This is a genomic window from Rhodoplanes sp. P11 (assembly GCF_964266735.1).
Lineage (GTDB): Bacteria > Pseudomonadota > Alphaproteobacteria > Rhizobiales > Xanthobacteraceae > Rhodoplanes > Rhodoplanes serenus.
On the sequence record NZ_CAXWGY010000017.1, the window covers coordinates 224472 to 239974 of the forward strand.

Sequence of the window (15503 nt, forward strand, 5' to 3'; positions counted from 1 at the left end):
GAACGAGGGCCTCCTCGGCGCGGCCGGACCATACGTGTGCGCACCGGCGGGATCAACACGTCCAGCACGCCGCCCGAAGATTTCCCCTCGGCGGCACCGGGTCGGCGCCTCAGGCGGCCGCCGGGTGGCGGCGGTCACCGCCGTGGTCGCGTCCGGTGCGGCCGCCCGAGGGTTCGGAGCCGGCTGCGGCGGGGCCGGATTTTCTTTGACAGCGGGGCGCCGACGACGCGATATGGTTGAATTGCATGACCCGACACATCCAATGACGACGCTGTACATCACCCATCCGGCCGGCCTCGAGCACATTCCGCCCCTCGGACATCCCGAGCGTCCCGACCGTCTCCGGGTGATCGAGCGCGTGCTCGAGCAGGAGGCGTTCCAGTCGCTCGCCCGCGACCAGGCGCCGGTCGCCGCCATCGACCGGATCGCGCTCTGCCACACGCCCGACTACATCGAGGCCATTCGCGAGGCGAGCCCGACCGATGGCATGGTGCAGCTCGACTCCGACACCTCGATGTCACCCGGCACCTACGAGGCGGCCCTGCGCGCTGTGGGCGGCGCCGTGCTGGCGGTCGACGAGGTGATGACCGGCCGGGTCGCCAACGCCTTCTGCGCCATGCGGCCGCCCGGCCACCACGCCGAGATCACCCAGCCCATGGGGTTCTGCTTCTTCAACAACGCGGCGATCGCGGCCCGCCACGCCCGGGAGAAGTACGGCGCCGAGCGCGCCGCGGTGATCGACTTCGACGTCCACCACGGCAACGGCACCCAGGACATCCTGTGGGCCGACCGCAACGTGATGTACTGCTCCACCCACGAGATGCCGCTCTATCCCGGCACCGGCGCCGCCTCCGAGCGGGGCGAGCACGGCACCATCGTCAACGTGCCGTTGCGGGCCGGCGACGGCGGCGACGAGTTCCACGACGCCTTCGAGAACATCATCATCCCGCGGCTGCTCGACTTCCGCCCCGATCTGGTGGTGCTGTCCGCCGGCTTCGACGCCCACATGCGCGACCCGCTCGCCAACATCAACCTGCTGGAGCCCGACTACGCCTGGGTGACCAAGCGGATGATGGACGTCGCCGACACCTGCTGCGGCGGCCGGCTGGTGTCGCTGCTCGAAGGCGGCTACGACCTCCAGGGGCTCGCCCGCTCGGTCGCCGTGCATGTCACGGCCCTGATGCGCGGCTAGACCGTCTTCGACGACGTCGAGACCGGCTCGCCGTGGGCGGCCCCGATCGCAAATTCGACGCAAGCGTCCGGCAGGTCGGTGCCGGAGCGGGCGTCGGTGGTGGGGCGGTGGCGTGGGGCGGGACAGGGCGACGAGCAGCGAGAACGGCGGACGCCCGACGAACGGCGGGCACTGCGGTCGCGACCGACGATCGACGGCGAGCCGCCCGTCCCGATGGGGGACGTGGATGGCGCCGTCCCTGCTGATGCTCGCCGCGGCCGCCGGATCGAGCCTCGGCGCATGCAGCCTCAGCGGCCCGTTCTTCGACGACAGCTACGAGCGCAGCCAGATGCTGTCGCCCGAGCCGGTGCCGCCCTATCGGCGCCTGGTCGCCGCCGCCGCCAAGACTCTGCCCACCCCGATCGAGACCGGCGGCCTCGCCATCTCCGAGCCGCGCTGGATCGATCGCATCGGCGGACCGTCCTGGATCGTCTGCCTGAAGTCAGACCCCAAGGGCAACGGCGCCGTCTACTACGCCTTCTTCATCCAGAAGGAGAAGGTGGTCGACACCCGCACGGCGATCGGCACCGACCGCTGCGTCCACCAGGAATTCGTGGCGTTCGACATGGCGGCCGCCCACTGAGGCGCGTCGGTCGGGGGCAATGCCGGATCAGGCGCCCTGGTGCTCCCGCCACCAGGCGACGAAGCGCGCCACCCCATCCTCGATCGCGGTCGCCGGGCGGAAGCCGACCGCGGCGGTGAGGGCGTCGACATCGGCGCAGGTCTCCGGCACGTCGCCGGGCTGCATCGGCAGCATCTCCCGGATGGCGGCACGGCCGAGCGCCTGCTCGATCAGGTCGACCACCCGCGGCACCGCGACCGGCCGGTTGTTGCCGATGTTGTAGATCCGCCAGGGCGCCCGGCTCGACGCCGGATCGGGCGCCTCGCCCGACCACGACGGGTTCGGTGCCGGCGGACGATCGACGAGCCGCACCACCGCCTCGACCACGTCGTCCACATAGGTGAAGTCGCGCCGCATCCGCCCGTGATTGAAGAGGCGCACCGGCCGGCCGCGGGCGATCGCCTCGGTGAACAGCCACATGGCCATGTCGGGTCGTCCCCACGGGCCGTACACGGTGAAGAACCGCAGGCCGGTCGCCGGCAGGCCGAACAGGTGGCTGTAGGCGTGCGCCATCAGCTCGTTGGCCTTCTTGGTGGCGCCGTAGAGGCTGAGCGGGTGATCGACGTTCTGGCCGGTGGCGAACGGCACCGCGGTGTTGGCGCCGTAGACCGAGGACGAGGAGGCGTAGAGCAGATGCCGGCAGCCGTGATGGCGGCAGCCCTCCAGCACGGCGAGGAAACCGGCCAAGTTGGCGTCCAGATAGGCGAACGGATCATTGAGCGAGTGGCGCACCCCCGCCTGCGCGGCGAGATGGATCACCACCGGAAACCTGTCCCGGGCGAACAGGGCGGCGACCGCGGCGCGGTCGGCGAGATCGACCGCCTCGAAACGGAACCCGGCCACCGGGGTCAACTGCGCGAGCCGCGCCCGCTTCAAGGCCGGGTCGTAATAGTCGTTGAGATTGTCGAGCCCGACCACCCGCCGGCCCTGCGCCAGCAGCCGCGCCGCGACATGGAAGCCGATGAAGCCGGCCGCCCCGGTGACGAGAACCGGGTCGGTGTCGGCGGGCGCGCGTCCGCTCGTGTCGCGCCCGCTCTTCTCGCGCCCGGTCGGCTCGCGCTCGTTCGCCTGAGGTTCGGTCGGCATGGCCCCCCGCATACGCCCGCGGCGGCCGACGGCCGCACGGGATGCGGCCGTCTTGCCAAGGGCGGGGGGACTTGTCCAGCCGTGGAAGGCCGTTTGGACGGCCCGTCGCCCGGGCCGCCGGCGCTACTTCTTCAGCACGTCCGGATTGACGCAGGTCGCCGGCGGCTGGCCGCCGAGCACCCGGACGATGTTGTCGACCGCGATGCGCCCCATGTTGAGGCGCGTCTCGGTGGTGCCCGAGGCGACGTGCGGAACCACGATGACATTGTCGAGGCCGAGCAAGTCCGGCTCGACCTTCGGCTCGTTCTCGAACACGTCGAGGCCGGCCCCCCAGATCACCTTGTCCTTGAGGGCGCGCGCCAGCGCCTTCTCGTCGACCACCGGGCCGCGCGCCGCGTTGATCAGCACCGCGGTCGGCTTCATGGCGGCGAGCTCCTTCTCGCCGATGTAGTGATGCGTCTCCGGGATCAGCGGCACATGCAGCGTGAGGAAGTCGGACTCGCGCAGCAGCGTCTCCTTGTCGACGAAGCGGGCGCCCAGCGCCGCTTCGAGTTCGGCATCGCGCCGCACGTCGTTGTAGATGATCTTCATGCCGAACGCCGCCGCCTTGCGGGCCATGTTCTTGCCGATGCGGCCGAGTCCGGCGACGCCGAGCGTCTTGCCGTCGACGTCGAGCCCGATGAAGAACAGCGGCGCCCAGCCGGTCCACTTGCCGTCACGCACATACTTGTCGGCTTCCACGATGCGGCGGGCCACCGACAGGAGCAGCGTGAAGGCGAGCGTCGCGGTGGCGTCGTCGAGCACGCCCGGCGTGTTGGTCAGCACGACGCCGCGCCGGGTGGCCGCGGCGAGGTCGAAGTTGTTGTAGCCGACCGCGAAGTTGGCGACGATCCGGCACTTCGGCCCGGCGGCGTCGAGAATCTCGCCGTCGATGGTGTCGGTCAGCATCGACAGGATGGCGTCGCGCCCCTTCACCTTGCTCTTCAGCTCCTCGCGCGTCAGCGGACGGTCCTCGGTGTTGACCTCGACGTCGAACCGCTCGCGCAGGCGGTCGAGATTCTCCTGCGGCACCATGCGGGTCACGAGGACGTTGGGCTTGGCCATGGCGGCACCTGTGTTCCGGCGTTCGAGTTGCGGTCAGAGTGAATCGGAGGCGATACGTCCCGCCAGCGCTTGAACGATGGCGTGATCCTCGGCGGATGCGAGCCCGCTGATGCCGACGCCGCCGATCACCTGGCCGGCGCCGCTCTTGAGCACCGCACCGCCGAGCAGCGCGGTCAGGCGGGCGTCGCCGAAGTCGCGCGCCTGCACCTCCTCGCGCTTCAGACGGGCGTGGAAGGCGTCGGTGTCGGTGCCCATGCGGGCGGCCGTGTAGGCCTTGTCCTGGGCGAGCTGGATGCTGCGCGGCGGCGCCCCGTCGGCGCGCGCGAAAGCGATCAGGTTGCCGACGGCGTCGCACACCGCGACGCACACCGGCTTGCCGTGATCGGCGGCGGCTCGGGCGAGGGCGGCCGAAACCAGGGCCTGCGCGGTGTCCAGCGAGATCGTGTCCATGGGGCTCCTCGGGGGATTGCAGAGGGTGGCACCCTTTCATGCACCAGTTTCCGGCCGGCTGGAACCGCGCGGGCCGCCGGGCCGCCATGACGGACCGCGCGCGGGCTAGAGCATTGTCCGGCGGAGTGGGACCCGGTTCGCCGTCGAAAATGCGATCAAATAAGGACTTCTGGAGCGGGGCCGATCCAGTTGGATCGGATACCGCTCTAAGGTTCGCGCTGGGCCAGCCCAGCCGCCTCGGCGCGGGCCGCCTCGCGTAGGCATTCCACCAGCCGCTGGGCCGCCGGCGAGGGCGGCACGTCGGCCGCCATGGTGAGGCCGAGGGCGAGCGACTCCTGCGAGAACGCCAGCGGCAGAATCCGCAGCCATCCCGCCTCGACGTCCCGCATCACCGTCCTACGCGGCAGCGCGGCGACCATGCCGTGCTCGATGAGCAACGCCCGCACCGTCAAATACGATGTCGTCTCCACATAGCCGGGCGGCCGCGCCAGGCCGTGCTGGGTGAAGAGCTGCATCACCGGGGCACGCGCCGGGCTGCCCGGCGGCGGGAAGACCCAGTCGGCCTGGGCGAGATCGCGATGGCGGACCCGCGCCCTGCGGGCGAGCGGATGGCCGGCCCCCGCCACCACCACGATGGGCTCCTGGCCGAGCACCTCCTGGACCAGCCGCTGGTCGCGATCGACCGGCGGCAGCCGCCCGACGATCAGGTCGAGGGCGCCGGCCCGGAGCTGCTCCAACAGCGCATCCAGGGTGCCTTCGATGACGCGGACCGGCACCATCACGCCACGGTCGCGCAGCAGGCGCACCGCGGCGGGCACCAGCGCCGGCAGCGCGACGAGCTGCGCCCCGACGGTGACGAGCCCGGAAAGGCCCGAGCTGAGGGCGTCGATCTCGTCGCTCACCTGGCGGATTTCGAGCTGGATCGCCTTGCTGCGGGCCACCACGGCACGTCCCACCACCGTGAGCGCGAGACCGCGCGGCCCGCGCTCGAACAGCCGCACGCCGAGGATGTCCTCGGCCTCGCGCAGCCCCTTGGACACCGCCGGCTGGGTGATGTGCAGGCGCGCCGCCGCGCCCGAGATGCTGTGCGCCTCGACGATCGCATCGATCAGCCGGAGGTGGCGCAGCTTGAGCCGCGCGATGATGGCGGTGTAGCGGGTTTGGTTCGACGCGAGAGCCATGGCGGCAGCATAACCATCCGGTTATATCGGCGCGACTGTATTTCATTACGCGAGATCGACGCCTGTCGCTACCATTCGGCAAGTCGCCGTTCTGACCGTCGCCGTTTTGACCGTCGCCGTCGTGACGCCCCGGCCGGCGCCATGCACGCCGCCGCGCATGAGGACCCCGTCGTGCCGAAGATCGCCAGATACGCCGTGGTCCCGGTCAGCCTGCCCGACGAGGACCCGGAGTGGAAGTTCGCCGGCCAGGCCTATCCGCACTGGGATGCCTGCATCGTGGCGCTGGTCGCCGAGGACGGCACCATCGGCTGGGGCTACGCCGCCGCCTTCACGCATCTCGGCGCCACCAATGCGGCGGTGGAGAGCGTGCTGCACCGCCTCGCCGCACCGCTGGTGGGGCGCGACGCGCTGGCGATCGAGGGCAATCTGCGCCTGGTCGACAAGGGCATCCGCGGCAACGCGCCGGCGAAGTCCGGCATCGACTGCGCCCTCCACGACCTCGCCGCCCGCCTGCTCGGCGTGCCGCTGCACCGTCTGTTCGGCGGCCGCGTCCGCGACGCCATCCCGGTCTGCCGCATGCTCGCCCTCAAGGACCCGGACGGCATGGCGACGCAGGCGCGCGCCCGCATCGACGAGGGCTTCCGCTGCCTCAAGCTCAAGGTGGGCGGCGACGTCGCCGAGGACGTCGCCCGGGTGCGCGCGGTGCGCCGCGCGGTCGGCCCCGAGGTGCGCCTCACCCTCGATCCCAACATGTCGTTCCGGGCCAAGGACGCCATCGCGTTCGTCGCCCGCGTCGCCGAGTACGGGGTCGAGATGATCGAGCAGCCGGTGCGCGAGACCGATCTCGACGGCCTCGCTCTGGTGACCCGCACGGTACCGATCGCGGTCGAGGCCGACGAGAGCGCCCATTCGCCGGAGAGCACCTTCGCGCTGGCGGCCCACCGCGTCGTCGACGCCGTCAGCCTGAAGGTCACCAAGATGGGCGGCCTGCGCAACGTGTTCGCGGCGGCCCGCATCTGCGAGGCGGCGCAGCTCGGCTGCCGGATGGGTGCCACCGTGGGCAGCCGGCTCTTGACCGCCCATGCGGTGCAGCTCTGTGCGGCGTTGCCCAATCTCGGCTTCCCCAGCGAGGTGGCCGAGTTCCTGCATGTCATGGACGACCCGTTCGAAGGACTCGAGGTGCGCGACGGCGCCGTGTGGATCTCCGACGAGGTCGGCTGCGGCGTGCGGCTGCGGCCCGAGATCGCTTGGCGGATCTGACGAGAGCCGCCTGTCCACCGTCACGAGGCCGACCCGAGGAGCAGTGCGATGACCGTTCCGACTCCGCTTCCGTCGACCCCTGTTCGTTCTCCTGCGGCTCTGTTCCGGCGCGGCGGACCCCCGCGGCGGCGAGGTGTCGGCCCCCTCGGGCTGGCGCTCGCCGTCGCGGTGTTGCTGCTCGCCGCCACGGGGGCCGAGCGTGCCGACGCGCAGCCCGGCGACGCCGCGGTGCGCATGGTGGTGCCGATGGCGGCCGGCGGCCCGGCCGACCTGATCGCCCGCCATCTCGCCGAGCGGCTGCGCGAGCCGCTCGGCGCCAAGGTGATCATCGAGAACAAGCCGGGTGCCAACGGCGCGACCGGGGCCGCCGCGGTGTCGACCGCGGAGCCCGACGGCCGCACGCTGCTGCTCGCCACCTCGGGGCTGTTCACCATCACGCCGCATCTCGACAAGAAGTCGAGCCTCGACGTGGCGACCGATCTGACGCCGATCTCGCTCGTCGTCGTCAACGGCACGGCACTCGTCGTCCGCACCGCGCTGCCGGCCGGCAATGTCGCCGAGCTGATCGCCTTGTCGAAGAGCAGCGCGAAGCCGCTGTCGCTCGGCTCCGCCGGCTTCGGCAACATCCTGCATCTCTATGTCGAGCTGCTGAAGGAAGCGACCAAGACCGACTTCCTGCATGTGCCCTATCGGGGTGTCGCGCCGGCCATGACGGATGCCATCGCGGGCACCATCGAGGGGCTGTTCGCGGATCTCCCGGCGGCGCTGCCGCAGATCCAGGGCGGCACCATGAAGGCGATCGGCCTGGTCGGCGAGAGCCGCAGCAAGGCGGCGCCCGACATTCCGACCATCGCCGAGCAGGGCTTTCCCGGCGTCACCGGGGCGAGCTGGTTCGGCCTGTTCGGTCCCGCCAAGATGGACCCGGCGCTCGCCGCCAAGATCGCCGAAAAGGTGCGCGTCGCGCTCTCCGACCCCACTTTGGTGGCGGCCTTCGAGGCGATGGGGGCGCAGCCGACGCCTACGACTCCGGCCGAGTTCACCGCCCGCATCGCCCGCGACCGCGCCCATTGGGGCCGCGTCATCGCCGACCGCAACATCAAGCTCGACAACTGAATCGCCGCCCCCCCGCGCACCCCCGCGGGCCGGCGTTCCGCGCCGGCCCGCCTTCTTCCCCGAGCCGACCGAGGAGCCCCCCGTGCAATATCAAAAACACGATGCCAAGGCGTTCGCGCGTGAACACATGCGGGGCATCTGGGCGGCGGCGCTGACGCCGTTCACGCCGGACCTCCTGGTCGACGAGGCCGGCTTCCGCCGCAACCTGCGCCACTGGGTCGACGAGCTCGGCATCGACGGGGTGTTCGTCGCCGGCAAGCAGGGCGAGTTCTTCTCGCTGTCGGTCGCCGAGCGCAAGCGGCTGTTCGAGATCGCGGTCGACGAGATCGGCAGCCGCGCTGGCACCATCATGTCGTGCTCGGACCAGAACCTCGACACGGTGCTCGACCTCGCCCGCCACGCCCAGGCGGTCGGCGCCGGCAGCATCGTGGTGCATGCGCCGGTGATGCACTTCGTCACCGACCAGGACGAGACGCTGTACGAGTACTACCGGCATCTCAGCGAACAGCTCGACATCGGCATCGCCATGTGGAGCCATCCCGACAGCGGCTATCTGATGAGCCCGGAGCTGTGCGCCCGCATCGCCGAGCTGCCCAACATCGTCGCCATCAAGTACAGCGTCCCCCGCGAGATGTATGCGCGCCTGACCCGCCTCACGGAAGGCAAGCTGATCGTCAGCACGGCGTCCGAGGAGGAGTGGCTCGACAACATCGTCGAGCTCGATTGGCGCCTCTATCTGTGCTCGTCGCCGCCCTATCTGCTCCAGAGCACCGTCGACCGCCGCATGCGCGAGTACACCGATCTCGCCTTCAAGGGCGAGTTCGAGCGCGCCCGCGAGGTGCGCGACAGCCTCGACCCGGTGCGCCATGCGCTGCGGCGCACGCGCCCGCCCGGCAAGCCGCAGGCGCAGCAGAAATACTGGCAGGAGCTGCTCGGCCAGGCCGGCGGCCCGGTGCGCCGCCCGATGCTGCCGCTCACCGAGGACGAGCGCGAGGCCATCCGCATCGCCTTCGCGGGCTGCGGCCTGGCGGTGCCGGCAGGGGCGCGCGCCTCGCACGCCGCCTGACGGCCGCGGCCGGACCGATCGCCATCCGGGCGCGGGCCGCATGGCCCGCCCCGGTGATCCCGACCGGCCGTCGCCGGTCGGCCGGATCTCGGATCAGTGGTCGTGCGGCGAGAACCGCACCTGGCCGGTCTTGCCGGCCTCCGTCTTGAGCAGGATCGTGATCGTGGCGCCGGCCGCGATCGCACCCTTGGCCTCGCCCTTCAGGGCGGCCTCGCCCGAGGGCGCCAGCGTCACCGTCTCCTTGGTCTTGCCGTCGCTGACCAACGCCGAGCCGGTGAATCCCTTCGTGCTCGCCGGCTTGTCCGCATCGTCGAAGACGTTGATCGTGATGGTCCGGCCCGCGACCAGGATCTCGGCATGGACGCCGGCGATGTCCTTCATGTCGCCGCCGTTCGGCCCCTTCTGATGGCCCTGGCCGTGCGCATGCGATTGAGCCAGCGCCGGCGCCACCACGGTGGGACCGACGGCGGCCGACAGGACGAGAAACGACGCCGCGGTCAGCGACGCCGAGACAACCCGGACGGCGCCGGGCAGAAAAGTGTTCTTCACGGGGGAATCCTCCGGTTGATGTGACACGAAAGTGCTCAGGCGTTGGTGGTCTCGCGCCGGAACAGCACATAGAGCGCCGGCAGCACGAGCAGCGTCAGAATCGTCGACGAGATGATGCCGCCGATGACGACGGTGGCGAGGGGCCGCTGCACCTCGGCCCCGGCCCCGGTGGCGATCGCCATGGGGACGAAACCGAGCGAGGCGACCAGGGCGGTCATCAGCACGGGCCGCAACCGCATCAGCGCACCTTCGCGCACCGCCTCGACCAGCGGCCGTCCCTCCGCCCGCAGCCGCTGGATCACCGCGATGATGACGAGGCCGTTGAGGACGGCGACGCCCGACAGCGCGATGAAGCCGACGCCGGCACTGATCGACAGCGGAATGTCACGCAGCCACAGGGCGGCGATGCCGCCGGTGAGTGCCAGCGGCACCCCGCTGAACACCAGGGCCGCATCGGCGGCGGAGCCGAGGCTCATGAACAGCAGCAGGAACACCAGCAGCAGCGCCACCGGGACCACGATGGCGAGGCGCTGCGTGGCGGAGACGAGCTGCTCGAACTGCCCGCCCCAGCCGATCCAGTAGCCGGCTGGCAGCTTCACCCGCTCGGCGACCGCCCGCTGGGCGTCCGCCACGAAGGAGCCGAGGTCGCGTTCGCGGACATTGGCCGTCACCACGATGCGGCGCTTGCCGTTCTCGCGGCTGATCTGGTTCGGGCCGGGGGCGAGCTCGACGTCGGCGACTGCCGACAGCGGCACGAACCGCCCCTGGGCGAGCGGCGGGCCGCCCCACGCGGTCCGCAGAACTGCGGTGGAGCCGGCCGGTCCAGCCGCGGGCGCTGCCTCGGCGGCCGGCAGCGGGATCGGCAGCGCCTTGATGGACTCGATGTCCATCCGCATGTGCTCGGGCAGGCGGACGACGAGATCGAACCGGCGGTCGCCCTCGAACACCAGGCCGGCACTCTTGCCACCGACCGCGATCTCGACGATGCCCTGCACCTCGCCGGCGCTGATGCCGTAGCGCGACAGCGCCGGGCGATCGAGCTTGACGGTCAGCACCGGGAGGCCGGCGATCTGCTCGGTCTTCACGTCGGCGGCGCCCGGCACGGTCTGGAGTACCGCCTGCACTTGATTGGCGACACGCAGCAGGGTGTCGAGGTCGTCGCCGAAGATCTTGACGCCGACGTCGCTGCGCACGCCCGAGATCAGCTCGTTGAAGCGGAGCTGAATCGGCTGGGAGAACTCGTAGCTGCTGCCCGGAATGTCCTCGGCGGCCTTCTCGAGATCGGCGATGACCTCGCCTTTGGGCTTGGAGGGATTCGGCCATTCGCTCCGCGGCTTCAGCATCACGTAGGCGTCGGAGATCGAAGGCGGCATCGGGTCGGTGGCCACCTCGGCGGTGCCCACCCGGGCGAACAGCTCCTTCACCTCCGGCACTTGCAGAAGGCGCTTCTCCAGTGCGGCCTGCATCTCGATCGACTGCGACAGGCTGGTGCCGGGAACCCGCAGTGCCTGCACGGCGACGTCCCCCTCGTCGAGGCTCGGGATGAACTCGCCGCCCATTCGCGACGCCACCCAGCCACTGACCACGATCAACGCGACGGCGCCGATCGCCACGGGGCCGCGGAAGCGGATCGAGCCGCCCAGCAATGGCACGTAGAGCCGGCGCGAGACCCGCATGAAGGCGTTCTCGTGCTCCGACACGCGACCCGTGACGACCAGTGCCACCGCGGCCGGAACGAAGGTCATCGACAGCAGCGCGGCGGCGGAGAGCGCCATCAGCACGGTGAGCGCCATCGGGGTGAACATCTTGCCTTCGACGCCGGTCAGCGTGAGCACCGGCAGGTAGACGACGGCGATGATCATCGTGCCGAACAGGCTCGGCCGGATCACCTCCCGGGCCCCCGCCAGGATGGTGTCGAATCGTTCGGCCCGGGTGAGCAGCCGGCCGCGCCGATGCTGCTCGGCGGCGAGCAGTCGCAGGCAGTTCTCGACGATGATGACGGCACCGTCGATGATGATGCCGAAGTCGATGGCGCCGAGGCTCATCAGGTTGGCGCTGACCCTGTTCTCCACCATTCCCGTGATGGTGATCAGCATCGACAGGGGAATGACGCAGGCCGTCACCACGGCGGCGCGAATGTTGCCGAGGATCAGGAACAGGATGGCGATCACCAGCAGGGCGCCCTCGACGAGATTCTTCTCCACCGTCGCGATGGTCGCCTCGACCAGGGTGGTGCGGTCGTAGACCGTGCGGGCCACCACGCCCTCCGGCAGCGAGCGGCCGATCTCGCGCAGCTTGTCGGCGACCCGCTGGGCCACCGTCCGGCTGTTCTCGCCGATCAGCAGCATCGCGGTGCCCAGCACCACCTCCTCGCCGTTCAGCGTGGCGGCGCCGGTGCGCAGATCGGTGCCCTCGCGCACCTCGGCGACATCGCCGATGCGGATCGGCACGCCGCCCCGGGTGCCGATCACGACGGCGCGGATCTCGCCGACGTCGGCCACCTGGCCGGGCGTACGGACGAGGTACTGCTCGCCGTTGCGCTCGATGTAGCCGGCGCCGACATTGGCGTTGTTGGCCGCGAGCGCCGTCATCACGTCGCGGAAGCTCAGCTTGTAGGCCATCAGCCGCGCCGGGTTCGGCAGCACATGAAACTGCTTGGCGTAGCCGCCGATGGTGTTGACCTCGACCACCCCCGGAGTGGTGCGGAGCTGCGGCCGGATGATCCAGTCCTGGATGGTGCGCAGGTCGGTCGGCGTGTAGGCGGAGCCGTCCGGCCTGCGGGCGCCGTCCTTCGCTTCGACCGTGAACATGTAGATCTCGCCGAGGCCGGTCGAGATCGGTCCCATGGCGGTCTCGACACCGGGCGGGAGCTGGTCCTTGACCTGCTGGATTCGTTCGTTGACGAGCTGGCGCGCGAAGTAGATGTCAGTGCCGTCGTGGAACACGACGGTCACCTGGCTCAGGCCATAGCGTGACAGCGACCGCGTATACTGGAGCCGAGGGAGGCCGCCCATGGCGGTCTCGATCGGAAAGGTGATGCGCTGCTCCACCTCGAGCGGCGAGTAGCCGGGCGCCTGGGTGTTGATCTGCACCTGGACGTTGGTGATGTCCGGCACCGCGTCGATCGGCAGACGGGTGAAGTTCCACGCCCCGAAGGCCGCGATGCCGAGCATGGCGATGATCACCATCCAGCGCTGGCGGATCGAGAAGGCCAGGATGGCGTCGATCATCGGGTCGTCTCCGGGCCGGGCCGGCCGAACTCGCGGATGCGGACGAAGTCTGCCGCCGGCGTGGTGAAGATGATGCCGTCGCCCTTGTGGCCGGTGCGCGCCGCCTCGGCGATGGTGCGGCAGATCAGCCGCGCCTGTTCGGTGCGACAGACGATCTGGATCTGGAGATGGCGCTGGTAGCTGAAGCCGAACTCGGTCGCCGTATAGCTGCCGCCGACGCCCTGGCCACGTCCCTGGCCCCGCACCTCGGTGAGCGAGAAGCCGGTGAACTCGGGAAGACCGTGCAGCGCGTCGATCACATGGCCTTCCATGTGCGCCTGGATCATCGCCGTCACCACGGTGAACTCCGGATCAGTGCTCATGGCTGGCGGCTCCCTTGGCGATCTCCGCCTTGATCACGAAGCTGTTCTTCGCCGCGTAACGCTCGCCCGGCATCAGACCGAACAGCACCTCGACCTGCTCGGCGTCGCGATCGCCGATCTCGACCTCGCGGGCCTCGAACACCTCGCCGTTGCGGACGAACACGACGGTCCGGTTCTCCAGTGTCTGCAAGGCGCTCGCCTTGACGGCGACGTCGACCGGCTTGGCCGACAGCAGCAGCCGGCCGGTGACGAACAGCCCGGGCCGCAAGCGGATGTCCTTGTTGGGGACGATGGCGCGGGCGAGCGCGCTCTGGGTGTCGCTGGTGCCGATCGGCGACACGTAGGCGATCTTCGTCTCGATCGGGCTGCCGCCGTCCTCGGGATCGACGATCACGGTATCGCCGACCTTCACCCGGCTGAAGTCGCGCCGGTAGACCGAGAAGTCGACCCATACGGTCGAGAGATCGGCGACGATGAACGCCGCCTTCTGCTCGGAGGCGTACTCGCCGAGCGACGCCTGGCGGTCGATGATCGTGCCGTTGATCGGTGCCTTGAGCTCGTAGGTGGTCAGGCTCTGGTTGCTTTCCACGGTGGCGAGAAGATCACCCTTGCTCACGGTGTCGCCGATCCGCTTGCGGATGTCGCGGACGACGCCGGGAAAGCGCGGCGTGATCTGCACCAGCGTCTCCTGGTTCGGCTGGATGATGCCGTTGAGGAGCAGGCTGTCGCGCAGCACGCCCGGCGCCGCGTCGGCGATCTCGATGCCGGTGGCGGCGAGCTTGGCGGCGCCGATCTCCACCTTGTCGCCGCCGCCATGCCCCTCCTCCTCGGCGTGCCCGGCCTTCGGCGGGGTCCGCCCGTCGGAGCGGCCGAGCAGCAGGAGGCCGCCGCCGGCGAGCCCCGCCAGCACGGCCAGCAGAATCGCGTAACGCAGAATCCGGGTGATCATCGCGACGCCTCGCGGCTCAGGGTGAGGGGACTGCCGGTCAGGCCCTCGATGGTGGCGACGGCGGTGTGGAAGATGGTCAGCGCCTCGACCTCGCGCAGCGCCGCCTGCACGGCGACCGCCTGCGCGTCGAGGATCTCGAGCAGGGTGAAGCGACCCTGGCCGTAGCCGCTCTCGATGGTTTCGAGCGCGTTTCGCGACTTCGGGATCGTCGAGCCGCGCAGCAGGCGCACCTCCTCGATGGCGCCGCCGATCGTCTCCCAGGCACGGCCGAGCAGCAGGATCAAGCCGATCCGGTTGATCTTCCATTCGGCGTCCGTCTTGGCGAGGGTCTCCTGCGCCTCCAGGATGCCGCCCCGGTTCTGGTCCCACAGCGGCAGCGGGATCGCCACGCCGAGGCGGACGGCGTCGTCGCCGGTGTCGCGATAATGGCGCCAGGCGAGGCCGACCTGCGGGTCCGGCACCACCTTGAGGCGGGCGAGCAGCAGCTCGGCGCGGCGCTGAGCCTGCACGGCGGTCCAGCGGACGAGCTGCGGATTTGCCTCCAGGGCGGCCAGCACGGTGGGAAACGGCGGCGGCCGGCCGATGCGCGACAGGTTTCCCGAGACGCTCTTGAAGTCGGGCGCGGTGAGCCCCATCAGCGCCGCGAGGTCGCGCCGCGCCACCGCCAGCGCCACGCGGGCGCGCTCGCGATCCGCCTTGGCGAGATCGGCCGCCACCTCGGCCCGGGCGATCTCGGCCGGCGACGAGGCACCGGCGTCGACCCGGCGTTGGAGCAGCGGCGTCAGCCGGCCCAGGGTGGCGATCTGCTCGTCGAAGATCTCGACGCGACGCTGGGCGCTCAGCACGTTGACGAAGGCGATCGCGGTCTCGGACAGCACCTCCAGCCGTACCGCGGCGCGATCCCAGCCCGCCACCGCGAAGCCGGCGTCGCCGGCCGCGATGCGGGCCTGGCGCTTGCCGCTCAGCTCGACGAGCTGACTGATCTGCAACGTGGTCTCGGCCGAGCGGGTGCCGCGGTAGTCGCCGGTGCCGAAAGCGTTGTCGAGTTCGAACGACAGATCGGGGTTGGGGATGGCCCCCGCCTGGATGCGCCGGCCGCGGGCGATGCCGATATCGCGCTCGGCCGCGGTGAGGCGAGGATTGGCCGCCAGCGCACGCTGCATGGCGGCCGTCAAGGTCAGGGTTCGCGAAGGTGCCCGGTTCGGGGCCTGCGCGAGAGCAGGGGACGAGGCGTGGAGGGCCAGGGCGAAGCCCAGCGCCCACGCGACCGCGCGATGGAGCATGATGGACGACCGTGAGC

The 15503-nt window shown here is 70.5% G+C and carries 14 protein-coding genes; 5 read left to right on the forward strand and 9 right to left on the reverse strand.

Annotated features, from left to right (window positions below):
• Window positions 1-262: 262 nt before the first annotated feature.
• Window positions 263-1192: a histone deacetylase family protein gene (locus tag ACFQUV_RS15580; RefSeq protein ID WP_129607922.1), complete on the forward strand. Its 930-nt coding sequence runs from the start codon at window positions 263-265 to the stop codon at window positions 1190-1192.
• 226 nt (window positions 1193-1418) lie between these two features.
• Window positions 1419-1814 carry a hypothetical protein gene (locus tag ACFQUV_RS15585; protein ID WP_129608578.1) on the forward strand — a complete coding sequence of 132 codons (396 nt, stop codon included), beginning with the start codon at window positions 1419-1421 and terminating at the stop codon, window positions 1812-1814.
• Window positions 1815-1841: 27 nt separating this feature from the next.
• Here ACFQUV_RS15585 and ACFQUV_RS15590 read toward each other — a convergent pair whose 3' ends face one another.
• From ACFQUV_RS15590 to ACFQUV_RS15605, 4 genes are all read right to left on the reverse strand, one after another.
• Window positions 1842-2939, reverse strand: coding sequence for an NAD-dependent epimerase (locus tag ACFQUV_RS15590; protein ID WP_129608579.1), 1098 nt, complete (start codon window positions 2937-2939; stop codon window positions 1842-1844).
• Between the two features lie 123 nt (window positions 2940-3062).
• Window positions 3063-4043 carry a D-glycerate dehydrogenase gene (locus tag ACFQUV_RS15595; protein WP_129608580.1) on the reverse strand — a complete coding sequence of 327 codons (981 nt, stop codon included), beginning with the start codon at window positions 4041-4043 and terminating at the stop codon, window positions 3063-3065.
• A gap of 33 nt (window positions 4044-4076) precedes the next feature.
• Window positions 4077-4493 carry a heme-binding protein gene (locus tag ACFQUV_RS15600; RefSeq protein WP_129608581.1) on the reverse strand — a complete coding sequence of 139 codons (417 nt, stop codon included), beginning with the start codon at window positions 4491-4493 and terminating at the stop codon, window positions 4077-4079.
• A 206-nt stretch (window positions 4494-4699) separates the two neighbouring features.
• A complete protein-coding gene (locus tag ACFQUV_RS15605; RefSeq protein WP_111388250.1) occupies window positions 4700-5674 on the reverse strand; it encodes a LysR substrate-binding domain-containing protein in 975 nt (324 codons plus the stop codon).
• A gap of 171 nt (window positions 5675-5845) precedes the next feature.
• Here ACFQUV_RS15605 and ACFQUV_RS15610 point away from each other — a divergent pair, with 171 nt between their 5' ends.
• The 3 genes from ACFQUV_RS15610 to ACFQUV_RS15620 all read left to right on the forward strand — a co-directional run bounded on the left by ACFQUV_RS15610 (window position 5846) and on the right by ACFQUV_RS15620 (window position 9113).
• Window positions 5846-6934, forward strand: coding sequence for a mandelate racemase/muconate lactonizing enzyme family protein (locus ACFQUV_RS15610; RefSeq protein ID WP_165363840.1), 1089 nt, complete (start codon window positions 5846-5848; stop codon window positions 6932-6934).
• A gap of 48 nt (window positions 6935-6982) precedes the next feature.
• The gene (locus tag ACFQUV_RS15615) at window positions 6983-8047 is read left to right on the forward strand and encodes a tripartite tricarboxylate transporter substrate binding protein (protein WP_129608583.1); all 1065 of its coding nucleotides are present in this window, start codon (window positions 6983-6985) and stop codon (window positions 8045-8047) included.
• 82 nt (window positions 8048-8129) lie between these two features.
• Entirely contained in the window at window positions 8130-9113 is a 984-nt protein-coding gene (locus ACFQUV_RS15620; RefSeq protein WP_165363841.1) for a dihydrodipicolinate synthase family protein, read from the forward strand.
• A 93-nt stretch (window positions 9114-9206) separates the two neighbouring features.
• Here the strand turns inward: ACFQUV_RS15620 and ACFQUV_RS15625 are convergent, their stop codons facing one another.
• From ACFQUV_RS15625 to ACFQUV_RS15645, 5 genes are read right to left on the reverse strand one after another with little or no spacing between them, the layout of a single operon-like run.
• Window positions 9207-9662 carry a hypothetical protein gene (locus tag ACFQUV_RS15625; protein WP_307719448.1) on the reverse strand — a complete coding sequence of 152 codons (456 nt, stop codon included), beginning with the start codon at window positions 9660-9662 and terminating at the stop codon, window positions 9207-9209.
• Between the two features lie 35 nt (window positions 9663-9697).
• Window positions 9698-12892 (reverse strand): efflux RND transporter permease subunit, encoded by a 3195-nt coding sequence (locus tag ACFQUV_RS15630; RefSeq protein WP_129608584.1) that lies wholly within the window; start codon window positions 12890-12892, stop codon window positions 9698-9700.
• Complete coding sequence (locus ACFQUV_RS15635; protein WP_129608585.1) at window positions 12889-13254, reverse strand: P-II family nitrogen regulator; 366 nt, start codon at window positions 13252-13254, stop codon at window positions 12889-12891. The genes ACFQUV_RS15630 and ACFQUV_RS15635 overlap by 4 nt, the downstream gene beginning before the upstream one ends.
• Window positions 13244-14203 (reverse strand): divalent metal ion exporter adaptor subunit IhpB, encoded by a 960-nt coding sequence (gene ihpB, locus ACFQUV_RS15640; RefSeq protein WP_207211429.1) that lies wholly within the window; start codon window positions 14201-14203, stop codon window positions 13244-13246. Before ihpB ends, ACFQUV_RS15635 begins: the two co-directional genes overlap by 11 nt.
• Window positions 14200-15486 (reverse strand): TolC family protein, encoded by a 1287-nt coding sequence (locus ACFQUV_RS15645; protein WP_129608586.1) that lies wholly within the window; start codon window positions 15484-15486, stop codon window positions 14200-14202. The genes ihpB and ACFQUV_RS15645 overlap by 4 nt, the downstream gene beginning before the upstream one ends.
• Between the last annotated feature and the right edge of the window lie 17 nt (window positions 15487-15503).

Bases quoted from the DNA above. Each gene is read 5' to 3' on its own strand.
- ihpB (WP_207211429.1), bottom strand. From the start codon at position 14,203: ATGATCACCCGGATTCTGCGTTACGCGATTCTGCTGGCCGTGCTGGCG.
- ACFQUV_RS15600 (WP_129608581.1), bottom strand. From the start codon at position 4,493: ATGGACACGATCTCGCTGGACACCGCGCAGGCCCTGGTTTCGGCCGCC.
- ACFQUV_RS15615 (WP_129608583.1), top strand. From the start codon at position 6,983: ATGACCGTTCCGACTCCGCTTCCGTCGACCCCTGTTCGTTCTCCTGCG.
- ACFQUV_RS15585 (WP_129608578.1), top strand. From the start codon at position 1,419: ATGGCGCCGTCCCTGCTGATGCTCGCCGCGGCCGCCGGATCGAGCCTC.
- ACFQUV_RS15645 (WP_129608586.1), bottom strand. From the start codon at position 15,486: ATGCTCCATCGCGCGGTCGCGTGGGCGCTGGGCTTCGCCCTGGCCCTC.
- ACFQUV_RS15590 (WP_129608579.1), bottom strand. From the start codon at position 2,939: ATGCCGACCGAACCTCAGGCGAACGAGCGCGAGCCGACCGGGCGCGAG.
- ACFQUV_RS15595 (WP_129608580.1), bottom strand. From the start codon at position 4,043: ATGGCCAAGCCCAACGTCCTCGTGACCCGCATGGTGCCGCAGGAGAAT.
- ACFQUV_RS15630 (WP_129608584.1), bottom strand. From the start codon at position 12,892: ATGATCGACGCCATCCTGGCCTTCTCGATCCGCCAGCGCTGGATGGTG.
- ACFQUV_RS15580 (WP_129607922.1), top strand. From the start codon at position 263: ATGACGACGCTGTACATCACCCATCCGGCCGGCCTCGAGCACATTCCG.
- ACFQUV_RS15605 (WP_111388250.1), bottom strand. From the start codon at position 5,674: ATGGCTCTCGCGTCGAACCAAACCCGCTACACCGCCATCATCGCGCGG.
- ACFQUV_RS15635 (WP_129608585.1), bottom strand. From the start codon at position 13,254: ATGAGCACTGATCCGGAGTTCACCGTGGTGACGGCGATGATCCAGGCG.